Source organism: Streptosporangium sp. NPDC004379 (genome assembly GCF_042873875.1).
Classification (GTDB): domain Bacteria; phylum Actinomycetota; class Actinomycetes; order Streptosporangiales; family Streptosporangiaceae; genus Streptosporangium.
This window is the reverse complement of the sequence record NZ_JBIAMC010000005.1, coordinates 116,053-139,141: the sequence shown is the minus strand read 5'-3', so window position 1 is coordinate 139,141 and position 23,089 is coordinate 116,053. Positions and strand designations below refer to the sequence as shown.

General features: G+C 73.0%; 20 protein-coding genes. 10 read left to right on the top strand and 10 right to left on the bottom strand.

The window, feature by feature from the left end; translation table 11 throughout:
* Positions 1 to 245: 245 nt before the first annotated feature.
* The 5 genes from ehuA to ACFYSC_RS12855 all read right to left on the bottom strand — a co-directional run bounded on the left by ehuA (position 246) and on the right by ACFYSC_RS12855 (position 4,626).
* On the bottom strand, positions 246 to 1,046 hold the full coding sequence (gene ehuA, locus ACFYSC_RS12875) for an ectoine/hydroxyectoine ABC transporter ATP-binding protein EhuA (protein WP_389960534.1): 801 nt from the start codon (positions 1,044 to 1,046) through the stop codon (positions 246 to 248).
* Positions 1,036 to 1,692: an ectoine/hydroxyectoine ABC transporter permease subunit EhuD gene (gene ehuD, locus ACFYSC_RS12870; protein WP_389960532.1), complete on the bottom strand. Its 657-nt coding sequence runs from the start codon at positions 1,690 to 1,692 to the stop codon at positions 1,036 to 1,038. The genes ehuA and ehuD overlap by 11 nt, the downstream gene beginning before the upstream one ends.
* Complete coding sequence (gene ehuC / locus ACFYSC_RS12865; RefSeq protein WP_389960530.1) at positions 1,689 to 2,432, bottom strand: ectoine/hydroxyectoine ABC transporter permease subunit EhuC; 744 nt, start codon at positions 2,430 to 2,432, stop codon at positions 1,689 to 1,691. Before ehuC ends, ehuD begins: the two co-directional genes overlap by 4 nt.
* Before the next feature lie 13 nt (positions 2,433 to 2,445).
* Positions 2,446 to 3,375, bottom strand: coding sequence for an ectoine/hydroxyectoine ABC transporter substrate-binding protein EhuB (gene ehuB, locus ACFYSC_RS12860; protein ID WP_389960528.1), 930 nt, complete (start codon positions 3,373 to 3,375; stop codon positions 2,446 to 2,448).
* 465 nt (positions 3,376 to 3,840) lie between these two features.
* Positions 3,841 to 4,626 (bottom strand): DUF1707 domain-containing protein, encoded by a 786-nt coding sequence (locus ACFYSC_RS12855; protein WP_389960526.1) that lies wholly within the window; start codon positions 4,624 to 4,626, stop codon positions 3,841 to 3,843.
* Positions 4,627 to 4,707: 81 nt separating this feature from the next.
* Between ACFYSC_RS12855 and ACFYSC_RS12850 the strand changes: the two genes are divergently transcribed.
* The 6 genes from ACFYSC_RS12850 (at position 4,708) to ACFYSC_RS12825 (ending at position 12,160) form a co-directional block, all read left to right on the top strand.
* Positions 4,708 to 6,066, top strand: a complete 1,359-nt coding sequence (locus tag ACFYSC_RS12850) for an ankyrin repeat domain-containing protein (RefSeq protein WP_389960524.1) — start codon at positions 4,708 to 4,710, stop codon at positions 6,064 to 6,066.
* A gap of 154 nt (positions 6,067 to 6,220) precedes the next feature.
* On the top strand, positions 6,221 to 7,888 hold the full coding sequence (locus ACFYSC_RS12845; RefSeq protein ID WP_389960522.1) for an isovaleryl-CoA dehydrogenase: 1,668 nt from the start codon (positions 6,221 to 6,223) through the stop codon (positions 7,886 to 7,888).
* A gap of 124 nt (positions 7,889 to 8,012) precedes the next feature.
* Complete coding sequence (locus ACFYSC_RS12840; protein WP_389960520.1) at positions 8,013 to 8,441, top strand: OsmC family protein; 429 nt, start codon at positions 8,013 to 8,015, stop codon at positions 8,439 to 8,441.
* Between the two features lie 345 nt (positions 8,442 to 8,786).
* Positions 8,787 to 10,919, top strand: a complete 2,133-nt coding sequence (gene glgX / locus ACFYSC_RS12835; RefSeq protein ID WP_389960518.1) for a glycogen debranching protein GlgX — start codon at positions 8,787 to 8,789, stop codon at positions 10,917 to 10,919.
* 4 nt (positions 10,920 to 10,923) lie between these two features.
* Positions 10,924 to 11,667, top strand: a complete 744-nt coding sequence (locus ACFYSC_RS12830; protein WP_389960516.1) for a pyrimidine reductase family protein — start codon at positions 10,924 to 10,926, stop codon at positions 11,665 to 11,667.
* Positions 11,668 to 11,797: 130 nt separating this feature from the next.
* Positions 11,798 to 12,160 carry a hypothetical protein gene (locus ACFYSC_RS12825; RefSeq protein ID WP_389960514.1) on the top strand — a complete coding sequence of 121 codons (363 nt, stop codon included), beginning with the start codon at positions 11,798 to 11,800 and terminating at the stop codon, positions 12,158 to 12,160.
* Positions 12,161 to 12,178: 18 nt separating this feature from the next.
* On the opposite strand, the gene ACFYSC_RS12820 is transcribed toward ACFYSC_RS12825, so the two are convergent.
* A complete protein-coding gene (locus tag ACFYSC_RS12820) occupies positions 12,179 to 14,263 on the bottom strand; it encodes a protein kinase (protein WP_389960512.1) in 2,085 nt (694 codons plus the stop codon).
* A gap of 444 nt (positions 14,264 to 14,707) precedes the next feature.
* Here ACFYSC_RS12820 and msrB point away from each other — a divergent pair, with 444 nt between their 5' ends.
* Entirely contained in the window at positions 14,708 to 15,112 is a 405-nt protein-coding gene (msrB, locus tag ACFYSC_RS12815; RefSeq protein WP_362929777.1) for a peptide-methionine (R)-S-oxide reductase MsrB, read from the top strand.
* Between the two features lie 85 nt (positions 15,113 to 15,197).
* On the opposite strand, the gene ACFYSC_RS12810 is transcribed toward msrB, so the two are convergent.
* The 3 genes from ACFYSC_RS12810 to hemG all read right to left on the bottom strand — a co-directional run bounded on the left by ACFYSC_RS12810 (position 15,198) and on the right by hemG (position 18,182).
* A complete protein-coding gene (locus ACFYSC_RS12810) occupies positions 15,198 to 15,818 on the bottom strand; it encodes a hypothetical protein (RefSeq protein ID WP_389960509.1) in 621 nt (206 codons plus the stop codon).
* A 112-nt stretch (positions 15,819 to 15,930) separates the two neighbouring features.
* The gene (gene hemQ / locus ACFYSC_RS12805) at positions 15,931 to 16,641 is read right to left on the bottom strand and encodes a hydrogen peroxide-dependent heme synthase (RefSeq protein WP_362929785.1); all 711 of its coding nucleotides are present in this window, start codon (positions 16,639 to 16,641) and stop codon (positions 15,931 to 15,933) included.
* Between the two features lie 104 nt (positions 16,642 to 16,745).
* Positions 16,746 to 18,182, bottom strand: coding sequence for a protoporphyrinogen oxidase (gene hemG / locus ACFYSC_RS12800; RefSeq protein WP_389960507.1), 1,437 nt, complete (start codon positions 18,180 to 18,182; stop codon positions 16,746 to 16,748).
* A 132-nt stretch (positions 18,183 to 18,314) separates the two neighbouring features.
* On the opposite strand from hemG, the gene ACFYSC_RS12795 reads away from it, so the two are divergent.
* Positions 18,315 to 19,298 (top strand): DUF4349 domain-containing protein, encoded by a 984-nt coding sequence (locus ACFYSC_RS12795; protein ID WP_389960505.1) that lies wholly within the window; start codon positions 18,315 to 18,317, stop codon positions 19,296 to 19,298.
* A gap of 6 nt (positions 19,299 to 19,304) precedes the next feature.
* On the opposite strand, the gene hemE is transcribed toward ACFYSC_RS12795, so the two are convergent.
* On the bottom strand, positions 19,305 to 20,342 hold the full coding sequence (hemE, locus tag ACFYSC_RS12790) for a uroporphyrinogen decarboxylase (protein ID WP_389960503.1): 1,038 nt from the start codon (positions 20,340 to 20,342) through the stop codon (positions 19,305 to 19,307).
* A gap of 739 nt (positions 20,343 to 21,081) precedes the next feature.
* Between hemE and ACFYSC_RS12785 the strand changes: the two genes are divergently transcribed.
* Together ACFYSC_RS12785 and ACFYSC_RS12780 are read left to right on the top strand one after the other, a co-directional pair.
* The gene (locus tag ACFYSC_RS12785; RefSeq protein WP_389960501.1) at positions 21,082 to 21,678 is read left to right on the top strand and encodes a DUF3000 domain-containing protein; all 597 of its coding nucleotides are present in this window, start codon (positions 21,082 to 21,084) and stop codon (positions 21,676 to 21,678) included.
* A complete protein-coding gene (locus ACFYSC_RS12780; RefSeq protein ID WP_389960499.1) occupies positions 21,675 to 22,901 on the top strand; it encodes an HRDC domain-containing protein in 1,227 nt (408 codons plus the stop codon). Before ACFYSC_RS12785 ends, ACFYSC_RS12780 begins: the two co-directional genes overlap by 4 nt.
* Positions 22,902 to 23,089: the final 188 nt, after the last annotated feature.

Below are 23,089 nucleotides of genomic sequence, written 5' to 3'. Positions count from 1 at the left end.
ACCTTCCACCGATCACTACGCTCCGGCCGTCCCGGGACGTTGCACGCCCCTGGAATGGATCTTCCCGGAAATGGGTCCGTCCCGGTCCGGAAGGGACCGGGACGGACACGGATCAGGACGGACACGGATCAGGACGGGCGCGGACCAGGACGGGCACCGGCCGGGGGCCTGAACCGGCCTGAGCATGGGCCGTCCCGGACGCCGCCCTCAAGCCGGTGCGGGCCGCGCGGTGTCCGGAGCGCCGGTCAGGTCGCCTGGAGCACGGCCTGCAGGAAGTCGCGGGTGCGCTGCTCCTGAGGGTCGTCGAAGATCTGCCCGGGAGGGCCGTCCTCGACGATGCGGCCCTGGTCGAACATGAGCACCCGGTCGGAGAACTCCTTGGCGAAGTGCATCTCGTGGGTCACGCACAGGATCGTCAGGTCGGACTCGCGGGCGATGTCACGCAGCAGGCACTGCACGCCGGCGACCAGCTCGGGGTCGAGGGCGGAGGTGACCTCGTCCAGCAGCAGGATCTCCGGCTCCATCGCCAGCGCGCGGGCGATGGCCACGCGCTGCTGCTGGCCGCCGGACAGCCGCAGGGGATGCTCGTCGGCCTTGTCGGCCAGGCCGACCAGCTCCAGCAGCTCGGCGCCCTTGGCCTCGGCCTCCTCGCGGGAGCGCCCGAGCGCCCGGACGGGCGCCTCGGTGAGGTTGCGCATGACCGTCATGTGCGGGAAGAGGTTGAACTGCTGGAAGACCATGCCGATCTTGCAGCGGACGCGCCGGAGGTACTTCTCGTCGGCGGGCACGAGCCCGCCGTTCCTCCTCATGTGGCTGAACGGCTCGCCGTTGATCTCGATCAGGCCGCCGGTCGGCTTCTCCAGGGTCATCAGCAGCCGCAGGATCGTCGTCTTGCCCGAGCCGCTGGGACCGATCAGGGTGACCCGCTCGCGCGGGCGGACGTGGAAGTCCAGTTCGTCCAGGACGGTGAGGGAGCCGAAGCGCTTCACCACCTTGTCGAAGCGGATCTTCCACTCATCTGCTGCGATGTGCGTTTCACTGGGCAAGACGGCGCTCCAGACGGCGGACGAGGATGGACGCGGGGATCGCCACGACCAGGAAGAACAGTCCCGCGATGGTGATGGGTTCGAGGTAGCGGTAGCTGCCGGAGGCGAGGATGCGGCCGGTGCCCAGGACGTCCACCACGGTGATCAGCGTCAGCTGAGGGGTCTCCTTGAAGACGGCGATCAGGTAGTTGCCCAGCATCGGCAGGACCCGCCGTACGGCCTGCGGCAGGACGACACTGGTCCAGACGCGGAACCGGGGCAGGTTCAGGGCGGTCGCCGCCTCCCACTGGCCTTTGGGCACCCCGTCGATGCCGGCCCGGTAGACCTCGGCGGTGTAGCTCGCGTAGTGGACGCCGAGGACGAGGATGCCGGTGGTCAGGGCGGACATCGTGATCCCCAGCGCGCTGGGGAAGACGAAGAACACGAAGAACAGCTGCGCCACGAGCGGGGTGCTGCGGATGAACTCGACGAACAGCCGGACCGGCGTCGCGATCCAGCGCCGTTCCGACCGCAGCAGCAGCGCCAGCACCAGTCCCAGGGCGAAGGCCAGCGCCGCTCCGGCGATGGTGGCCTGCGCGGTGACGACCAGGCCCCGGCTGAGCATCTCCGGGGCGATCCGCAGGGCGTAGTCCCAGTCCCAGTTCACGAGGAGCCTCCCACCGGTGCGGGCCGCCGGCGTCTGACGAACAGCGGCGGGACGTCGACGCCGGCCCTGGCGGCGGCGCGGCGTTCGAAGAACCGCATGACCAGCGTGACGATCATCGCGAGCGCGAGATAGATGACCATGACGAGGCTCATCACCAGGAGGGGGTCGTATCCGGTGTTGCGCAGGATCCGGCTCTCCGCGATGACGTCGGACACCGAGATCACCGAGACCAGGGAGGTTGCCTTGATCAGCTCGATCCACAGGTTGTTCAGCGGGGGGATCATGCCCCGCCACGCCTGCGGCAGGATGATCCGGACCATGCGCTGCCACGGGCTGAAGTTCAGCGCGAGCGCGCCCTCCCACTGCGCCCGGGGGACGGCGGCTATCGCGCCCCGGACGACCTCCGACCCGTAGGAGCCCAGGTTGAGCCCGACGGCGAGGACGCCGGCGAGGATCGGGTCCAGCCGGTAGCCGGTGAGCGCGGGCATCGCGAAGAAGATCCAGTACATCTGGACGATCACCGAGGTGCCGCGGAAGAACTCCAGGTAGCCGCGGGCGGCCCCGCGGATCCAGCGGCGCCGCGACGTCGACAGCAGCCCGACGGCGAAGGACAGCAGCAGGGCGAGCGGCGTCGCCCCCAGGGCGACCTGGACCGTGACCCAGGTCCCTTCCATGAGGTACGGCCAGATCTCGCCGACCGTGTCGAGGACCGGCTCGGCGGCCATTGCGGACAGGAGCATGACGGGGACCCGGTCAGGCGGCGCAGAGCTGCGCCGCGGTCAGCCCCTTGGCCTTGTCGATCTCGGCCTGCCCGAACCCGAACGGTTCCACGATCGGCAGGACGCCGCCGCCGTCCTGCAGTTTCTTCAGCTCGGCGTTGAACGCGGCCAGCAGGTCGCCGTCGTTCTTGCGGAATCCGAACGCGCCGGCCGCGAACTGCTCCTTGCCGTCGACCTCGGGCGCGAACGCCTCGGTCACCTCCAGGCTCCCGGCGTAGGAGGGGTTCTCCTTCAGCGCCCACCGCAGGGTGATCGCGGTGAGCGCGACGGCGTCGACCCGGCCGTCGGACAGGCCGCGGACGGCGTCGTTGGCCTTCTGGAAGACCCGGATCCGGTCCTGCTCCACACCGGCCTTGGTGGCGTACTCCTGCTCGATGGCGCCCTCCAGCACCGCGATCGTCGCGCCGGAGGAGGCGGCGGTCTTGAACGTGGTGATCCCCTTGGGGTTGCCCTTCTTGACCATGAAGGCGTTCATGCCGGCGTGGTCGGGGTCGGAGAAGGCGATCTGGCCGCAGCGCGGAGGGGTGATGGACATCCCGGCCGCGATGATGTCGTACTGGCCGGCGGACAGGCCGGGGATCAGCGCGCCGAACGAGTCGACCAGCACGGGCTCCAGCTCGACGCCCCCCAGGTTCTTGAAGATGGCGCGGGCCAGCTCGGGGGCCTCACCGGTGAGCTTCCCCTGCTTGTCGCGGAAGCCGTACGGGGCCTCGTTGGCGAACCCGACCTTGATCTTCTTCGCGGCTCTGATCCGGTCGAGCGTCCCCTGTCCGCCTCCTCCCCCGGAGGGTGTGCCGTTGTCGACCGCCGTGCAGCCCGCGAGCAGGGCGGGAACCGCGGCGATGGCGAATCCGGCGCCGGTGCGCCGGAAGAAGTCGCGTCGGGTCAGGGGGCTGTGCGTCATCGGGGAGAACTCCTCGTCGGTGCCTGCTACGTGCGCGTTCGTGACCACTACTCATCAGGGCCCAGCCTGAGCCAGGCTAGTCCGGGCATGCGGATGAAGCATCCGTTCGGACCCGGCGGCCGGACACTCTGTGTGACGCTAGTCATCGATACGGACGTGATCAAGCCCGCGAAAAGGACGGCCTCTATGCGTCTCCCCAGGTCAGAGCAGACTAAACCCTCAAATCCCGGGCAACGTCTTTATCGCACCGTGATAAAATTCTTTACTCTCCGCAATGAACGGCACACCCGGCCACGCGGACGAGCCGTCCATCCCCGGCCTCCGGGTCACGTCCCGCGATCCCCACCGGGATCCGGATCCACCGGACGGGTATTCGCCCTCGGGGCCGGACGACATGGCGGAATCCCGCGCCGGGGACGGGCCGGACGGCACGGCCGGAGCCCGCGCCGAGGGCGGGCCGGAGGCTCAGTAGCGGCGGTCGCGCCGCTCGTCGCGCCTCTGGGCGCGGCGCTCCCACCGCTCCTCACGACGCTCCCACCGGTCCTCCCGGCGGTCCTCCCATCCGTGCGGGGGCAGGGGCGGCCGCGGCCGCTCCGGCAGCTCGCCGTACGCCCGCTGCCAGTGCTCCTTCCAGGCCGCCCACGCCTTCTCGATCGGGCGTGCCCGCGAGTCGCCGACCACCTTGATCTCGCCCATGAGCGCGTAGGCCCGCACCCGGACGAGCGGCGCCCGCATGCCCTCGGGAGCCTCGATGACCTGGACCTTCTTCTCCCCCATGATCGCGAAGCCGTCGATCTCGACGTCCACGCCGTCGGGAACGATGATCTTCACCGATCCCATGACCGCGGTGGCGATGATGTCGACCACGTCGGTGCGGACCTCGGCCTGGCGCAGGTCGATCACGACCTCGCCCATCACCGCGGCCGCGCCCAGCTCCCGGTCGATCCGCCACTTGCCGCGGCGCTTGGACTCGCTCATGACGGCCACGAGCCAGCGCCGCGCCCGGCCGCCCTCCGGCCGCGCCGGAGCCGGGAAGGGGGCCGGGGCCGGGGCGGGCCCGGGGCCCTGCGCCGAGGGAAGATCGGAGGTGAGGACGGCGAGGTCGGCGTGGGTGACGGCGGTATAGGCGGCCTCGGTGCGCTCGGTCAGCTCTCCGAGGGTGAGCCGTCCCTCGACGGAGGCGATGCGGAGCAGCTCGACCGCGGCCTCCCGCTCGGCGTCGGAGACTCGCATCGCACCCGGATCACTCATGAAACACAACATATCGCGATATAGGCGGTCCGTGGATCCCTCTGCGGCAGGAGAACGCGTCCGGCGCCTATCATCCGGAGGATGTACGCAGAACTTCTGGACGCGGTGACCGGGAACGACGCCGAGGAGGTCGGGCGTCTGCTCCGGGGCGGCGCCTCGCCCGACCCGGACGACGCCGGGGAGACGACCGCCCTCTACCAAGCCGCGACCGGCGGTCGCACGGCGATCGTGCGGGCGCTGCTGGACGCCGGGGCCGACCCGAACCGGATCAGCGGAGGCGAGGACGAAGGTCTGCCGCTGTGCGGCGCCGCCTCCTGGGGCCGCACCGAGACCGTGGAGGCGCTGCTGGCCGCGGGGGCCGACCCCGGCCGCAGGGAGAGCCACGGCTGGACCGCCCTGCTGTGGGCCGCGGCCGGCGGCCACGCCGGGACCGTCCGGGCCCTGCTGACGGCCGGCGCCTCCGCCGAGGACGCCAACGACGGCGGGGAGACCGCGCTGACCCTGGCCACCCGGCGCGGCGCGCTCGGCGTGGTGCGCCTCCTGCTGGACGCCGGGGCCGACCCCACCCGGGCCGACGGCGAGGGCGACACGCCCCTGTCCATCGCCTACGACTGGCTCGGCACCCACCTGGAGAGCGCGCTGCTGGAGCAGCTCGCCGAGCGGGCGCCCGAGGACTCGGACCTCACGGGCTTCACGGTGAGCCGCGCCCGCGCCGAGGACGGCACCGACCTGGTCACCGTCACGGCGCTGCGGCCGGACGGCGGGGCCTCCGAGATCGTGTGCCAGCGCGGCCACGCGGCCGTCGCGACCCTGCTGGAGGACGCGACCGATGAGCGCGTGCCGTTCGGGGACCTGGTCGAGCGGGCGCTGCCGTACCGGGACCTCGACGAGGAGGCCGAGACCTGGTGGACGGTGGCCGACTCGCTGGGCGGGCGGGCCGACGAGGAGACGTTCGAGGCGGCGGCGGAGCTGTGCGTGAGCGAGGACCCGCGCAGGCGGGAGTTCGCCGCCGACGTGCTGTCCCAGCTCGGCGCCCACAGGGACCACGGGTCCTCCCCGGCGGGGACGGACACGGACGGAGACGGGGACGACCGGCCGTTCCTGGAGCGGACGCTGTCGATCCTGCGGCGGATGGCCGTGACCGAGGGCGACGAGCGGGTGCTGCGCTCGGTGCTCGGCGCGCTCGGCGGCCAGGCCGACCCGCGCGCGCTGCCCGAGGTGCTGTCGATCATCACCGCGGAGGGCTGGACCCGTACCCAGGCCGACCCGGCCGCGCTGGCCGCCGTCCTGCCGCCGGGCCACGCCGAGGGGCTGGAACTGCTCCTCTCGATGACCGGGGACCCCGACGAGGAGGTGCGCCACTGGGCCTCCACGGGCCTGGCCGGCCTGGCGGAGCACCGCGAGGAGGTCCGCGCCGCGCTCGCCGCCCGGGGGCTCTGAGTCGCACGAGGACCTCCGGTCGCTCGGGAGGCGGGAGGCGGGAGGACCGAGCGGAGGCACCGCGAGGAGGTCCGCGCCGCACCGGCCGCGCGAGGGCTTTGAGATGATGCCGGGACCCGGCGAAAGGGCCGGTCCGGCACCCTCGGAGGCACCCGTGACCCCTGACGCGACCCACGAGGTCTTCAACCAGGCACCCCCGTTCACCGGCCACGACGTCTCGGCCGACCCGGCGCTCCTCGAAGGCGTGACGCGCGAGGGCGCCGGCTGGGCCGCGGGCGGGCTGGGCCGGCTCGGCGTGCTCGCCGGCTCCGAGGAGGCCGCCGAGTGGGGACGGCTGGCCAACGAACACCCGCCGGTGCTGCGCACGCACGACCGCTACGGCAACCGGATCGACGAGGTGGAGTTCCATCCCGCCTGGCACGAGCTGATGACGGTCGCCGTGGAGAACGGCCTGCACGCCGCCCCGTGGGCCGACGCCCGGCCCGGCTCCCACGTGGCCCGCGCCGCCGGGTTCTACGTCTGGAGCCAGGCCGAGGCCGGGCACGGCTGCCCGATCTCCATGACCTACGCCGCGGTCCCGGCGCTGCGCCACTCCCCCGCTCTGGCCGCCGAGTGGGAGCCCCTGCTGGCCTCGGGCCACTACGACTTCGGGCTGCGCCCGCCGCTCGGCAAGCGCGGCGTGCTCGCCGGGATGGGCATGACCGAGAAGCAGGGCGGCTCCGACGTGCGCGCCGGCACCACCCGCGCCGAACCCCTGGGCGACGGCTCCTACGTCCTGACCGGGCACAAGTGGTTCAACTCCGCCCCGATGTGCGACGCGTTCCTGGTCCTGGCCCAGGCGCCCGGCGGGCTGACGTGCTTCCTGCTGCCCCGTGTGCTGCCCGACGGCGCCCGCAACGCCATGCGGCTGATGCGGCTGAAGGACAAGCTGGGCAACAAGTCGAACGCCAGCGCCGAGGTGGAGTACCACCGCGCGCTCGCCTGGCCGGTCGGCGAGGAGGGGCGGGGCGTGCGGACCATCCTGGAGATGGTCAACATGACCAGGCTCGACTGCGTGATCGGCTCGGCGGCCGGCATGCGGTACGGCGCGACCCGGGCCGTGCACCACGCCGCGCACCGCGCCGCGTTCGGCCGGAGGCTGGCCGACCAGCCGCTGATGCGCAACGTCCTGGCCGACCTGGCGCTGGAGTCGGAGGCCGCGACCACGCTGATGACCCGGCTGGCCGGCGCCACCGACCGGGCGGTGGCCGGGGACGCCGCCGAGGCGGCGCTGCGCCGTACGGCGCTGGCGGCCGGGAAGTACTGGGTCTGCAAGCGCGGCCCGGCGCACGCGGCCGAGGCGATGGAGTGCCTGGGCGGCAACGGCTACGTTGAGGAGTCGCAGATGCCCCGGCTGTTCCGCGAGTCGCCGCTGAACGGCATCTGGGAGGGTTCGGGGAACGTGGCCGCACTGGACGTGCTGCGTGCCCTGCGGCGCGAGCCGGACGCCCTGGACGCCTTCCTGGCCGAGGTGGCGCTCGCCGCCGGGGCCGACCGGCGCCTGGACGAGGCGGCCGGACGGCTGGGCAAGACCCTCGCCGACCCGGAGGAGGCGGAGCTGCGCGCCCGCGCCGTCGCCGAGGACATGGCGCTGGTGCTGCAGGGCTCGCTGCTGGTGCGGCACGCGCCCGCGGCCGTCGCCGACGCCTTCTGCGCCTCGCGCCTCGCGGGCGAGGGGGGCCGGGCGTTCGGCACGCTCCCGGCGGGCCTGGACCTGGACGCGATCATCGACCGCGCCGCCGTACGGCCGGCCGCGCCCGGCGCCCCCGGCCCCGGGGTCTGAGCCGGACGTGCGCCGGGCCCCGCGACGGACGGGGCCGGATTTCCGGGGGCGGCGGGGCCCGGCCGCCCCCGCGGCGCGGAGTAGGGTCGATCGGGTAGCACCCATGATCGAAAGGACTATCGCCATGGCGACGACACGTACCGCGACCACGCAGTGGAAGGGCGCCCTCCTCGACGGTTCGGGCACCGTCTCGCTCGACACCTCGGGCGTGGGCACGTTCGACGTGTCCTGGCCCTCCCGGGCCGAGCAGGCGAACGGCAAGACCTCGCCCGAGGAGCTGATCGCGGCGGCGCACTCCGCCTGCTTCTCGATGGCCCTGTCGCACGGCCTGGCGCAGGCGGGCACCCCGCCGCAGACGGTCGCCACCAAGACCGACGTGACCTTCCAGCCGGGCGAGGGCATCACCGGCATCGTCCTGTCGGTCCGCGCCCAGGTGCCGGGGCTGTCGGCCGAGGAGTTCCGGACCGCCGCCGAGACCGCCAAGGCGAACTGCCCGGTGAGCAAGGCCCTGGCGGGGACGACCATCACCCTCGACGCCGAGCTGGTGGACTGACGGCCGTCCCGCCCGGTCCGCCCGGTCCCGCCGCCCGGTTCCTTCCGGGCGGCGGGACGCGGGCGGGCGCATAGACTCTGCCGGAAGCTCTCCGGCGGCGCGCCGCGCGGGGGATCGGGCGCCCAGGGTCGTGCCCCCGGTCCCCGCGGCCCGGCCGGGGCCCGCCGCCCACCGGGGCGAGGAACGGGCGGCCGGGGAGCCCCCCGTGGGCGCGGCGCCGCCGCCGAGGACGGGCCACGACGGCGTGGCCGTCCGCCTCCCCTCATGCCTCTCTCGTGGCGCGAATGGGACACGGGTCCGTGACACCCTGCACACGAGGGTGTGATTGGAGGAGAATAGGGCTACATGCGCGAAATCTGGCCGGGAGAGCCGTACCCCCTCGGTGCCACCTGGGACGGTGCGGGGACCAACTTCTCCCTGTTCTCCGAGGTGGCCGAGCGGGTAGAGCTGTGCCTGTTCGACGACGACGGCCGCGAGGAGCGGATCGACCTCCCCGAGGCCGACGGTTTCGTCTGGCACGGCTACCTCCCGGGCGTCATGCCCGGACAGCGGTACGGCTACCGCGTCCACGGCCCCTACGAGCCCTCCCAGGGGCACCGCTGCAACCCCGCCAAGCTGCTCATCGACCCCTACGCCAAGGCCGTCGACGGCGAGGTCGAGTGGAACGAGGCGCTGTTCGCCTACGCCTTCACCGACCCGTCCGCGCGTAACGACGACGACAGCGCCCCGTTCATGCCGAAGAACGTGGTGGTCAACCCGTTCTTCGACTGGGGCGACGACCGGCTGCCCCGCACGCCGTACCACCAGACCGTGATCTACGAGGCGCACGTGCGCGGGCTGACGATGTGCCACCCGGCCGTCCCGGCCGAGCAGCGCGGCACCTACGCCGGGCTCGCCCACCCCGCGGTCGTCGAGCACCTGCGGAGCCTGGGCGTCACCGCGATCGAGCTGATGCCGGTGCACCAGTTCGTGCCCGAGCACGCCATGGTCGCCCGGGGCCTGACGAACTACTGGGGCTACAACACCATCGCCTACCTCGCCCCGCACGCCGCCTACGCCTGCTCGGGCCGGCGCGGCGAGCAGGTGATGGAGTTCAAGGCGATGGTGCGGTCGCTGCACGAGGCGGGGATCGAGGTCATCCTCGACGTGGTCTACAACCACACCGCCGAGGGCGACCACATGGGCCCCACCCTGGGCTTCCGGGGCATCGACAACTCCGCCTACTACCGGCTGCACGACGGCGACCGGCGCTACCACCTCGACTACACCGGCTGCGGCAACTCCCTCAACGTCCGCTCGCCGCACGCGCTGCAGCTCATCATGGACTCGCTGCGCTACTGGGTGCTGGAGATGCACGTGGACGGCTTCCGGTTCGACCTGGCCGCCGCCCTGGCCCGGGAGTTGCACGACGTCGACCGGCTGAGCGCGTTCTTCGACCTGATCCAGCAGGACCCGGTGATCTCCCAGGTGAAGCTGATCGCCGAGCCGTGGGACGTCGGCCCCGGCGGCTACCAGGTCGGCAACTTCCCGCCGCTGTGGACGGAGTGGAACGGCAAGTACCGCGACACCGTGCGCGACTTCTGGCGGGGCAACGGCTCGGCGCTGCCGGAGTTCGCCTCCCGGCTGACCGGCTCGGCCGACCTGTACGCCTCCTCCGGGCGCCGCCCGGTGGCCTCCATCAACTTCGTCACCTGCCACGACGGGTTCACGCTGAACGACCTGGTCTCCTACGACCGCAAGCACAACGAGGCCAACGCCGAGAACAACCGCGACGGCACCGACGACAACCGGTCGTGGAACTGCGGCGCCGAGGGGCCGGTGGACGACGAGGGGGTCAACCGCCTGCGCCGCCGCCAGCGCCGTAACTTCCTGACCACCCTGTTCGTCTCGCAGGGGGTGCCGATGCTCACCGCCGGAGACGAGTTCGGCCGCACGCAGGGCGGCAACAACAACGCCTACTGTCAGGACAACGAGGTCTCCTGGGTCGACTGGTCGCTCGCCGGGCGCGAGCGCGACCTGCTGGAGTTCGTCCGGAGCCTGTCGCGGCTGCGGCGTGAGCACCCCGTCCTCCAGCGGCGCCGGTTCTTCCACGGCCGTCCGGGCGACGACGGCACACGCGACATCGTCTGGCTCACCCCGTCGGGCGAGGAGATGACGGCCTCCGACTGGCACACGGGTTACGCCAAGTCGCTCGCGGTCTTCCTGAACGGCGACGCCATCACCGAACTGGGTCCGCGCGGCGAGCGGATCACCGACGACTCGTTCCTGCTGCTGGTCAACGCCCACCACGAGGACATGACGTTCACCGTCCCCGGGGGACGATACGGGTGGCGGTGGGAGTCCGTGCTGGACACCGCCGAGGAGCGGCCCGGCGGGTCGGCCGGGGAGTCCTGGCCGGCCGACTCCAAGGTCGCGGTGACCTCGCGCTCGGTGCGGGTCCTGCGCCACCGCCGGGACCCGGAGGGTGTGCCAGGGTAGGGGGATGCGTCTCATCCATCCCGTCCCCGGCGGGGACACCGGGCTCCGCGACCCCGGCCTCTCGGAGCTCGCGGAGCTCTACGCCTACCCCGGCGACCGGTGGCTCCGGCTCAACATGGTGGCCAGCGCCGACGGCGGGACCTGGCTGGACGGGCTGTCCGGCGGACTGTCCGGCCGGGGCGACCGGAAGGTCTTCGGGGTGCTGCGCGGGCTGGCCGACGTCGTCCTGGCCGGGGCGGCGACCGTACGGGCCGAGGGGTACGGCCCGGTGAAGCCCAGGAGGTCGTGGGAGGCGCTGCGCGCCGGCCGTACGGCCGCCCCGCCGATCGCGGTGGTCACCGCGAGCCTGGAGCTGGACCTGTCGGGCCCCCTCTTCGCCGAGGCCGGTCCGGACGCGCGGACCATCGTCGTCACCTGCGAGGCGGCCCCCCGCGGCCGGCGCGAGGAGGCGGCCCGGCACGCCGAGGTGATCGTCGCCGGCCGGGAGCGGGTGGACCTCGCCCTGGCGGTCGGGGAGCTGGGCGAGCGCGGCCTGGGGCGGGTGCTGTGCGAGGGCGGGGCGAGGCTCAACGCCCAGATCGCCGCGGCCGGCCTGGTGGACGAGCTGTGCCTGACGGTGAGCCCGCTGATGATCGGCGGGGACGCCGCCCGGATCCTCCACGGCCCGGCCTCGTCGACCCGGCTGCGCCTGGCCCACGTCCTGGAGGACGAGGGGTTCCTGCTCACCCGGTACGTCAGGGAGGGCTGAGGGGCCGCGTCCCGGACGCCGTGCCGTCGACCGCCGGCCCCCGGCGGGCGGCGGGTCCCCGCAGGTGCCGGGCCCCGTGGACGCCGGACTCCCGTGGACAATGGGTGAAATAAGCGATATATCTCGCTCCATGGAGAAGAGATCATCCACCGGTGACGAGCTGCGCGCCGCCGTCGAGGCCCGCCGGGAGCTGGGTCCCGAGTACGAGGACTCCCTCATCGAGGGGTTCCTGGACAAGATGGGCCAGGAGATCGACCGGCGGGTGGAGGAACAGGTCGCCGCCCGCGTCCCGCAGCGGCAGCCGAAGGCCCCCGGGGTCCGGCCGGGCGTGGACGCCGGGCAGCGACTGGCCCTGGCGATCGTCTCCATCGTGCTCGGCGTCGGCAGCACGGTCGCCTTCGCCATCACCGGCGCGAGCGGGGGCCCGATGATCCTCGTCTGGCTCGGGATCGTCGTGGTGAACATCGCCTTCGCCGTCGGCTCCCGCCGCTGACCCCCCGCCCGGCCCCCTTCAGAGCGAGTCGGTGGACAGACCGGCCACCCGGAGGTAGGTCCGGCGGGCGTCCTCCCCGAAGTACGGCGACACCGACCGGTCGTAGCGGCCGTTCCCGTTGGCGTCCGCGAAGGCCGAGATGACGCCGCTGACGTATCCCGTCTTGCGGTCCGAGTCGTACCGGGTGATCAGCGGGCCGCCGTCGGCGCCGGGGGCCATCGGACACCCCAGCGCCTGTTCGGCACCCCTGGACGCGTCCAGAGGAGTGGTACCGAAGCACCGGAAAGGGGTGTCACCCGAGCGGGAGGGCGTCCCGTCGGGATGGGCCCCCTCCGGGTAGCCGAAGACGTCGGCCTTCTCACGACGTGATCCGTTCCACGCCAGCCCCTGCGCCCCGGCGGCCTCGGCCAGGCGCTTGCCGCCGGCGCCGTAGACGGTGAAGAACGCGTAGTCGTGGCCGCGGTCGCCGCCGTCGACGAACTTCGGGTGGACGGCCGCGGAGGAGCCCGGGTAGATCCCGAAGAGGGCCTTGCCCCGGTAGTAGGCCGGCACGAAGACCAGTGAGGCGACGGCCTCGCGCCGCTTCGGATCGTAGAGGCAGTGCCCCGCGGTCACCAGGAGGTTGCCGGCCTCGGAGTTCACCGAGGTGGCCGAACACCAGTGGCGGAGCCTCCCCACCCGGAAGAACACCTTGCCGACCGTCTGGGGGACGTACGCCCCGATGTAGCTGGGTCTCTCCTCCCCCCGCAGCGGCTCCAGATCGTACGGGGGGACCGTTGCGGGATCACCCGTCTCCACCTCTTCGGCGCCGCTCCCCCGCGACTCGGATCCGACGGCGCCCTCGTACGGCTCGGCCGCCTCCAGCGCCTCCGGCGTCCACTCCGCCACGATCTTCTCGGCGGCCTGCCGGGAGCCCGCCAGGGTGATCAGGGAGGAGTCCGCGGCGGCCCCGCCGTCTCCGGGCGAGTCGCCGGCGGGCCGGCTGTTCACGTACAGGAAGACCGCACCCGCCACCGAGGCGGCGAGGACCGCCGCGGCCGGCAGGCGGAGCGGCGCGGCCTTCCCGCCGGACATGGTCCTTCGGGGGCGTCGGCGGCGGGAAGGGCGCGACGGCTCCGTCTCCGGCTCCCCGGGTCCGTCCCGGGCGGGTTCCTCCCGGATGGGTGCGCGCCGAACGGGCTCCTCCCGCACCGGCTCGTCCCGGACGGATCCATGCCGGACGGCCTCCTCCCGCACCGGCTTGTCCCGGACGGATCCGCCGGCGGGACCGGTCGCCTGCTCCGGGAGCCGGTCCGCGGCCGGATCGCCGCCGACGAGGGCCATCAGCAGTTCCCGGGCGGAGGGTCTGGCGGCCGGGTCCTTGTCCAGGCAGCGGGCGATCAGCGGCCGGAGGTCCGCGGGAAGCGCCGAGAGATCGGGGTCCGCCTGCAGGATCCGGTACATCACCGCGGGGAAGTCACGGCCGAAGGGGGGCCGTCCCGTGGCCGCGTAGACCATCGTCCCGGCCCAGCCGAAGACGTCCGACGCGGCGCCGACGTCGCCGCCGGAGAGCTGTTCGGGCGACATGTAGGCGGGGGTGCCGATCCCCCCGGTGGTCGACGCCGCGGAGTCCAGGGCACGCGCGATGCCGAAGTCGATCACCTGCGGGCCGCCGGGGCCGATGAGGACGTTGCCCGGCTTGAAGTCACGGTGGACGACTCCGGCGCGGTGGATGGCGGCCAGCGCGGCGGCCGTGCTCACCGCCAGACGGTGCAGCGCCCCGGCGCCGTAGGGCCCCTCCCCCTCGACGATCTCCGCCAGGGAGGGACCGTCGACGTACTCGCTGACCACGTAGGGCCGCTCGTGGTCGACCGCCGCGTCCAGCACCCTGACCGTGCTGAACTCCGCGACGCTGCCCGCCGTCCGGACCTCCCGGAGGAAACGTTCCACCGCGCGGGGGTCGGCGACCTTCTCCGGATGGATCGCCTTGACCGCCACCCGCTCCCCCGAGGGCGACTCGGCGAGGTAGACCACGCCCTGCCCGCCCTGCCCGATGCACCCGAGCAGGCGGTAGCCGCCCAGATGGCTGGGGTCCCCAGCGCGTAAGGGCCGGATCGTTGGCATGCGGTCTCCCCCGGGAACCGAATGGATCGATCCCGCAGACCATAGCAAAAGCCGCGATCATCGATTCCGGCACCGGAGAACACGCCGTTCCCGTCCGGTCATCCCGGATCACGCGAGAGGGGGTCGGGCGGTCCGTCCCGGAGTCACCTCGGCGGCGGGACCGGGCTCTCGACGGGGCGGACCGCGCGACCACCCGCCCGCTCACCGGCCCGGACGCTGGCGCGTCGTCCGGCCGACGGCCACCTGGTCGTCCTGTTGGCCCATGGACGGCCTGACGGGTGGTCTGACCCCTCAGCGGGAGGGAGAACCCTCCACATCTACTAAGACGCAAAACCCGACATAAATGGATGCTTCATCATAAAGATCTTTTTCCTGGCATTCCGGACACACGACCTCGGCGGGCACGTGGTCCCGGCGGGAACACCCGCCGCATAGGCTGGGGGGATGGACAAGGTGGTCAAGAGCGACGCCGAGTGGCGCGCCCAGCTCTCTCCCGAGGAGTACCAGGTGCTCCGCCAGGCAGGCACCGAGCGCCCCTTCACCGGGGAGTACGTCGACACCAAGACCGTGGGCGTCTACAGCTGCCGGGCCTGCGGCACCGAGCTGTTCCGGTCCGACACCAAGTTCGAGAGCCACTGCGGCTGGCCGAGCTTCTACGAGCCGTCGAAGTCGGACGCGGTGACCCTCATCGAGGACCGCTCGCTCGGCATGGTCCGGGTCGAGGTCCGGTGCGCCACCTGCGACTCACACCTCGGGCACGTCTTCCACGGCGAGGGGTACGGCACCCCCACCGACGACCGCTACTGCATCAACTCCGTGTCACTGCGGCTGGAGCCGGCCGACGGCTGACGGTCCCGCGCGGGCGGCCCCGCCGGAGTGGGCACCGCTCCCCGGCCGGGCCCCCGGTACGGCGAAGCCCCGCGAGGCGGGGCGCCTAGCCGCCGGGCTTGGGGTAGGTGACGCGGCAGTCGGAGTCGCCGGGGCCGAGGATGTTGGCCAGGACGGGATTGCCGTTCTCGCCGAACCTCGCCTGGACGAAGACGACGGGGTTCACCGAGCCGAGCTCCCCCACGAGATAGTCGAGACCGGTCTCGCACAGCTTGATCGCCTGCTTGGAGTTGTCCGCCGAGTCCGGCAGGTCGGTGTATATCCGCAGGTAGCCGCCGACGACGCGGATGTCCTTGACCCGCTTCGTCGCCTTGTGCGCAGCGAAGTAGGCGAACGCCCTCGGATCGCTGTGCTTGGACGGCCCGTCCGCCTTGGCCGCGTCGCCGGACCCGTGGCCGCTGCCCGCCTTGCCGCCGGGCAGCACGCCCACCGCCCTGCCGTCCCCGGCGCCCTGCTGCGGCGCGGCCAGGAGATGCTTCTGCGCCTCCGGGACGGGCGGCGGGTCCGCGGCGAGCATCGAGCGGCCCAGCGCCAGGACCGCGACCGCCAGCGCAGTCGCCCCGACCGAGATCTCCAGGACCCGCGGCCGGGCCCGCCTTCTGCGGCGTCCGCCCCCGCGCCCCGTGGACCGTGCCAGACCCGCGCCCATGTTCACCTTCGGCCTCACATAGACAGGTGTTTTCCCCGAGTATGACAACGCCCGGGAAACTAATCGAGCGTTTCACCGGATTCACCGGGCGTCCCGCATCGGACGGCCCCGAACCGGGGCCGGGCGCGGCCTACGGCAGCGCCGCCACCAGTTCGCCGACGGGCTTGCGGATGCCGGTGTAGAAGGGGATCTCCACCCGGGTGTGCCTGCGGGCCTCGGCGCCGCGCAGGGTGCGCATCAGGTCGACGATGCGGTGCAGGTCGTCGGCCTCGAAGGCGAGCATCCACTCGTAGTCGTTCAGCGAGAAGCAGGAGACGGTGTTGGCCCGCACGTCGGGGTAGTCGCGGGCCATCCGGCCGTGCTCGGCGAGCATGCGGCGCCGGTCGGCGTCGTCCAGGAGGTACCACTCCAGGGAACGGACGAACGGGTAGACGCTCACGTACCCGCGGGGCTCCTCCTCGGCGAGGAACGCCGGGATGTGCGACTTGTTGAACTCCGCCGGGCGGTGCAGCGCCATGACCGACCAGACCGGCTCGGTCAGCTCCCCCAGGGCGGTGCGGCGGAAGCGCGAGTAGGTCTCCTGAAGGTCCTCCGGGGTCGGCGCGTGCCACCAGAACATGAAGTCGGCGTCGGCCCGGAAGCCTGCCACGTCGTACAGGCCGCGGGTGACCACGTCCTTCTCCGCCGCCTGCGCCAGGAGGGCCTCGACCTCCTCGGCCATGCCCTCTCGTCCGGTCGCCGGGCAGCGCTCACGCATCCTGAACACCGACCACATCGTGTAGCGGATCACCTGGTTCAGGTCGCGCGCCTTGGGCCTCGGGTTCCCGTCCGTCGTCCTCACCCCTCCGGGAGCCCCACGGGGCTCCGTCGTCCTCGTCGTTCCCGACGTGTTCTTCGTGTTCGTCGTGTTCGTGTTCGTCGTGCCGGCCGTCTCGGGCCGCCCGGTCAGCGTGCCTTCGACGACTCCTTCCGCCATTCTCCCGTGGGGTCCAGGTGGTCCAGGATCCGGGCCGCCGCCGTACGGGCGGTGGAGACGACGGCCGGGATGCCGACGCCGTCGTAGGCGGCGCCGCACAGCGCCAGGCCGGGCCGGTCGGCGACGGCCGCGCGGATGCGGGCGACCCGGTCGAGGTGGCCCACCTCGTACTGTGGCAGGGAGCCGCCCCAGCGGGTCACCCGGGAGTCGAGCGGCAGCCCGCGCACGCCCATGACCTCGGCCATCTCGGCCGTCGCCAGGGCCACCAGCTCGGTGTCGTCACGTTGGAGCACCGCCTCCTCGCCCAGGCGGCCGATCGAGCAGCGCAGCAGGACGAGCCCGGAGGCGGTCTCGGTCAGGTGCGGCCACTTGACGGAGCTGAACGTGACGGCCTTGACCGGGCGGCGGTCGGCCGCCGGGACGAGGTAGCCGCTCCCCTCGGGCAGCCGGGGGAACGCCTCGCGCGGGTAGGCCAGGCTGACGATGGCCATGCTCGCGTACTCGATCCGGGCCAGCTCGGCGGCGGCCGCCGGGACCTCCTCGGCCAGCAGGCGGCTCGCCGGGGTGGCGGGGACGGCGAGGACCACGGCGTCGGCCTCGACGACCTCCGGCGCGGGCACCGGCCCGGTCACCAGCCGCCAGCCGTCTGCGGTGCGCCGCAGCTCCCGCACGGTGACGCCGGTCCGCACCCGCGCGCCGGAGGCGGCGGCGACCGCCGCGGGCAGGCTGCCCATCCCCTCGCGCAGGGAGGTGAAGACGGGCCCGGCGTCTTTCGGCGCCTCGGCGGCGATGTGGCGGGCGGCGTTGAGCAGCGATCGCTCCGAGCGGGCCGCCATGGCGATCTTCGGCATCGTCGCGTCCAGCGAGAGCCGTTCGACCCGGCCCGCGTAGACGCCGCCGAGCAGCGGCTCGACCAGGTGGTCGACCACCTCGGCGCCCATCCGGGCGCGGATGTAGGCGGCCACCGACACGTCGGTGTCGATGAGCGTGGCGGGCAGCACGAGGTCCAGCGGCACGCGCGCGAGGCCGCCCGGCGACAGGATGCCCGACCTGGCGAGCGCCCCCAGGTCGGAGGGGACGCCCATGACCTGTCCGGCGGGCAGCGGCCGGGGCGTGCCGCGGGTGAGGATGGCGCCCCGGGTGGTGCCGGGGTCCCGCAGTTCGTCGCCCAGGCCGGCCAGCCGGGCCAACTCCTTGCCCTCGGGCCGCCGGGCGAGCATCGCCTCGGCCCCGACGTCCACCTGGACCCCGGCGACCTCGGCGGTCAGGAGCTTGCCGCCGACCCGCGGGGCGGCGTCGAGCACCGTCACCTCGACGCGGTCCCCGGCCCGCCCGAGATGCCACGCCGCGGCGAGCCCCGCGATCCCCCCGCCGACGACCACCACGTGGTGACGCTTGCGTTCCATGGATGTCGACCGTATCGCCCGCCGCGGGCGGCCCGGCATCCGCCACCCCCGTGATCGCGCGGTGCGGAGAACGTGACGCCATCGTGACCGCGCGTACCCAACCGCGTTGGACAAACCTCCGTCAATCAGGACATGAACAGATTCCGGTACGGCTTACGGCCGGCGATCGCGCTGGCGGCCGCGGTGTTGGCGCTGACCGCGTGCGGCAGCGGTGAACGCGCCCAGATGGACTCGACGTCGGGCGAGGCCGCGCCCGCCGCGCCGCAGGCCGTCTCAGCAGACCAGGGCGGCGCCGACTCGGCGGCCTCCGGGGGCGACGCGGAGAGGAGCCGCGCGGCCGCCACGGGAGCGCCGGCCGAGCAGGTGAACCCGATCCCCCAGGACCGGCAGATCGTCTACACCGCCGAGCTGACGGTCCGGGTCAAGGACGTCGCCGCCGCGTCGGACCGGGCGCGCGCGCTCGTCGACACCGCCGGCGGCTACCTCGCCACCGAGCGGTCCGGCTCCTCCAACGGCGACCAGGGCAGCGCGAACCTGGTCTTCAAGGTCCCGCCGTCGGCCTACCCCGGAGTGCTGAACCGCCTGGGCAAGGAGCTCGGCGTGCGGGAGTCGGTGCAGCAGAACACCAAGGACGTCACCGAGCAGGTGGCCGACGTCGACAGCCGGGTGCGGTCGGCGAAGGCGTCGCTGGACTCGCTGCGCGCCCTGCTGAAGCGGGCGGACAAGATCGGCGAGGTGCTGGAGATCGAGCGGGAGGTCTCCAGCCGCGAGACGGAGCTGGAGGCGCTCCAGGCCCGGCAGCGGTCGCTCGCCGCCAAGACGAGCATGGCGACGCTGACGCTGAACCTGGTCGGCCCCGAGGTCGTGGTCCCCGAGCCGGAGGACGAGTCGTCGGGCTTCCTCGGGGGTCTGCGGACGGGCTGGCGGAGCTTCGTCGAGGCCCTGAAGATCGGCCTCACCGTGCTGGGCGTGCTGCTGCCCTGGACGATCGCGGCCGGGCTGATCTGGCTGGTGGTGGCGTTCGTGCTGCGCCGTACCCGCCGCAACCGTCAGCGCCGTCCGATCCCGCCGCCCGCGCCGCGGGAAGAGGAGCCCGCGGCCGTCGAGGAGACGTAGGGCGGGTCAGCGGGCGGACGTCTCGTGCACGAAGTCGGTGAGGCGGGTGAGCTGGCCGGGGTCGGCGGCGGGCGGCACGCCGTGCCCGAGGTTGAAGATGTGGCCCTCGGCCTTGGCGCCGCGGGCCAGGACGTCGGCGGCGCGGCGCTCGATGACCTCCCAGGGAGCGAACAGGACCGCCGGGTCGAGGTTGCCCTGCAGCGCCTTGCCCGGTCCCACGCGCCGGGCGGCCTCGTCGAGCGGGACCCGCCAGTCGACGCCGACCACGTCGGCGCCGGCCTCGCCGAGCAGGCCGAGCAGCTCGCCGGTGCCGACCCCGAAGTGGATGCGCGGGATGTCCAGGTCGGTCAGGCCGGCGAAGATGCGGCGGGTGTAGGGCATGACGAACTCGCGGTAGTCCTCGGGGGCGACCGCGCCCACCCAGGAGTCGAACAGCTGGACGGCCGAGGCGCCGGCCTCGGCCTGGACGCGCAGGAAGCCGAGGGTGATCCCGGTCAGGCGGTCCATCAGGGCGTGCCACAGCCGCGGCTCGCCGTACATCATCGCCTTGGTGCGGTCGTGGCTCTTGGAGGGGCCGCCCTCGATGAGGTAGGAGGCCAGGGTGAACGGCGCGCCCGCGAAGCCGATGAGCGGGGTGGCGCCCAGCTCGCCGGTCAGCGCCCGGACGGCTTCGGTGACGTAGGCGACGTCGCCGGGCTCCAGCGGGCGCAGCGTCTCGATCGCGGCGGCGTCCCGGATCGGGTCGGCCACCACCGGGCCGACGCCGGGCTTGATGTCGAGGTCGATCCCGATCGCCTTGAGCGGCACCACGATGTCGCTGAAGAAGACGGCCGCGTCCACGCCGTAGCGGCGGACCGGCTGCATCGTGATCTCCACGATGAGGTCCGGGGTGGCGCACGCGGTGAGCATCGGCACCCCCTCGCGCACGGCCCGGTACTCGGGCAGCGCGCGGCCGGCCTGACGCATGAACCACACGGGGGTGTGGGGGACGGGACGCCGGTGGCAGGCGCGCAGGAACGGAGAGTCGGCAAGCTCGGGATTCACCCTTCCAGGGTGCCATGCCGGGGTCCCGGTCCGTTCACCCAGGCCACCCGCGGGCGATCTAGGGCGAAATCGTCATTTATTCGCTGAGATCATCTATAACAACGCCCACGCACTTTCAAGTCATGATGACGATAGTGTTCGACCCGTTTGGGTTCTTCGTCCCTCGGTGGAGAGCCGGTCGGAAGCGCCCGGAGGGCGGGTCCGCCGCCCGGACGGCACGAAGCGATCATGTTTCCAGGTACAGTTCCTCCCATCGACGAACCTGGCCCGGCCCCCGGCTGTTCCAAATGTTCGCCAAGTCACCGCGCGGCACCGATTCCGGCACCACTTTCGGGACACGCCGAGCACGTTGCGGGGAAATGTCGGCGCGACGTGCCAACGTCGGACCACGACCCGACGAAAGGCCTGTGCGATGTCCACGATGTCCATAACGTGGCGTTCACTCGAACACCGCGATGAGCACTGTGCTTCCTGCGCCGGCGACCGGGTTTTCGAGCAACCTCCCTGCCCCGACGGGCACGATCCCGGCGAGTGCCCGGAGTGGGCGTGCGTCGAGTGCGGGCACGCGCTGTTCCTCGCGCCCCGGGCGTTCCCCGGGTCGTCAGGACCCGCCGGGTCCCGCGGCGGCGGGGTCTCCCGCGCCTCCCGTCCTCCGGCGGCGTCGGCTTGATCGCTTCCGATGGCTCCTACACCCACCCCAATGGTCCCCATGCGTTCACTTTCGACCTACGCTTCCGGTATGACCATCGGTGACGCCGCGCCCGCTCCCGCCGCCTTCCGGCGGGCGGCGGCCACACTGCGCCCCACGGAGGTCAGGCCGGAGATCGAGCTGGAGGACATCCCGGCCCCGCAGCGGCTGGCCCCGTACTCGGCCGCCGTCGGCGCGTCCGTCTACCGCGACGACGACGAGCTGGCCGTCGGCCGCCTCATCATGCTCTTCGACCCCGACGGCCAGCGCGGCTGGGACGGCCAGTTCCGGCTCGTCGCCTACGTCCGGGCCGACATGGAGCCGGAGATCACCGAGGATCCGCTGCTGGGCCCGGTCGCGTGGAGCTGGCTCACCGAGTCGCTCGACGCCCACGGCGCCGCCTACGCCGCGGCCGGAGGCACCGTCACCAGGGCGGTGTCGGAGGGCTTCGGCAACAAGGCCGAGGATCCGGTGACCACGGAGCTGGAGCTGCGGGCCTCCTGGTCCCCGCTGGAGGAAGACCTCTCCGGCCACGTCGCCGCCTGGTGCGACCTGATGTGCCTGGCGGCGGGCATGCCACCCCTGCCACCCGGCGTGGCGGCCCTGCCGCAGCGCCGTCGCGAAGATCCGGAGTCCTTTCGAACGTGACCGACGAGACAACCATCGTTCCGCTGCTCGAGCCCAGGGAGGGGATACCTCCCGTCGTCGAGACGCCCGCCGGGCTCGCCCGCGTGGTGCGCGACTTCGCCGCCGGCACCGGCCCCGTGGCGGTGGACGCCGAGCGGGCCTCCGGCTACCGCTACAGCGGCCGCGCCTACCTGGTGCAGCTGCGCCGGGTGGGTGCGGGCAGCGCGCTGATCGACCCGATCCGCTGCCCCGACCTGTCGGAGCTGGACGCGGCGCTGGCCGACGCGGAGGTGGTGCTGCACGCCGCCTCCCAGGACCTGCCGTGCCTGGCCGAGCTGGGCTTCCTGCCACGCGCGCTGTTCGACACCGAGCTCGCCGGCCGGCTTCTCGGCTACGAGCGCGTCGGGCTCGGCATGATGGTGGAGAACGTCCTCGGTCTCAGGCTGGAGAAGGGCTACTCCGCGGCCGACTGGTCCACCCGTCCGCTGCCCGAGGACTGGCTGCGCTACGCCGCCCTCGACGTCGAGGTCCTCGTCGAGCTGCGCGACGTGCTGTACGAGGAGCTGAAGACGGCGGGAAAGCTGACGTGGGCGCAGGAGGAGTTCGCCGCCGTCCTGGCGCACCGGGCCCCGGCGCCGCGCGCGGACCCCTGGCGGCGCACCTCCGGCATCCACAAGGTCCGCTCGCTGCGCGGGCTGGCCGTGGTCCGGGAGCTGTGGACGCTCCGCGACGGGTTCGCCCGCGAGGCCGACCTCGCCCCGGGCCGGGTGCTGCCCGACTCCGCGATCGTCACCGCCGCCCTGGAACTGCCCCGCACCACCAAGGCCCTCACCGAGATCCCCCCGTTCACCGGCCGCAGCGCCCGCAAGCACCTGCGCGAGTGGCTGGCCGCGATCGGCAGGGCCCGCACCCTGCCGGAGTCGGAGCTCCCCCAGCCGAGCACGCCGGGTGACGGGCCGCCGCCCGCCAACCGGTGGATGGACCGCGACCCCGTGGCCGCCAGGCGGCTGGCCGCCGCCCGGACCGTGGTGACCTCCCTGTCCGAGGAACACCACATGCCGGCGGAGAACCTCATCCAGCCGGACGCCGTGCGCCGCCTGACGTGGGAGCCCCCCTCCCCCGTAGACGAGGACGGTGTGGCGTCCCGGCTGCGCGAGCTGGGCGCCCGGGAGTGGCAGATCGAACTGACCGCGGCCCCCATCGCCAAGGCCCTGACGGAGCTCTCGGCCAAGGGCACGGACTGAGCGCCGCCGGGACGCCCGGCTGCGAGGGCGCTCCGGAACGCCTCCGCGCGTCCGGAGCGCTTTTCCGCGTGGTGCCCCGCCACGGGTGACCGGGAGGTCCCCGGCCGTGGACATCACCTCTCTGGTCAGGTGTCGTCCCGCCACGGGTGACCGGGAAAACCCCTCGGGGATTCTTGCCGAGAAGGCAG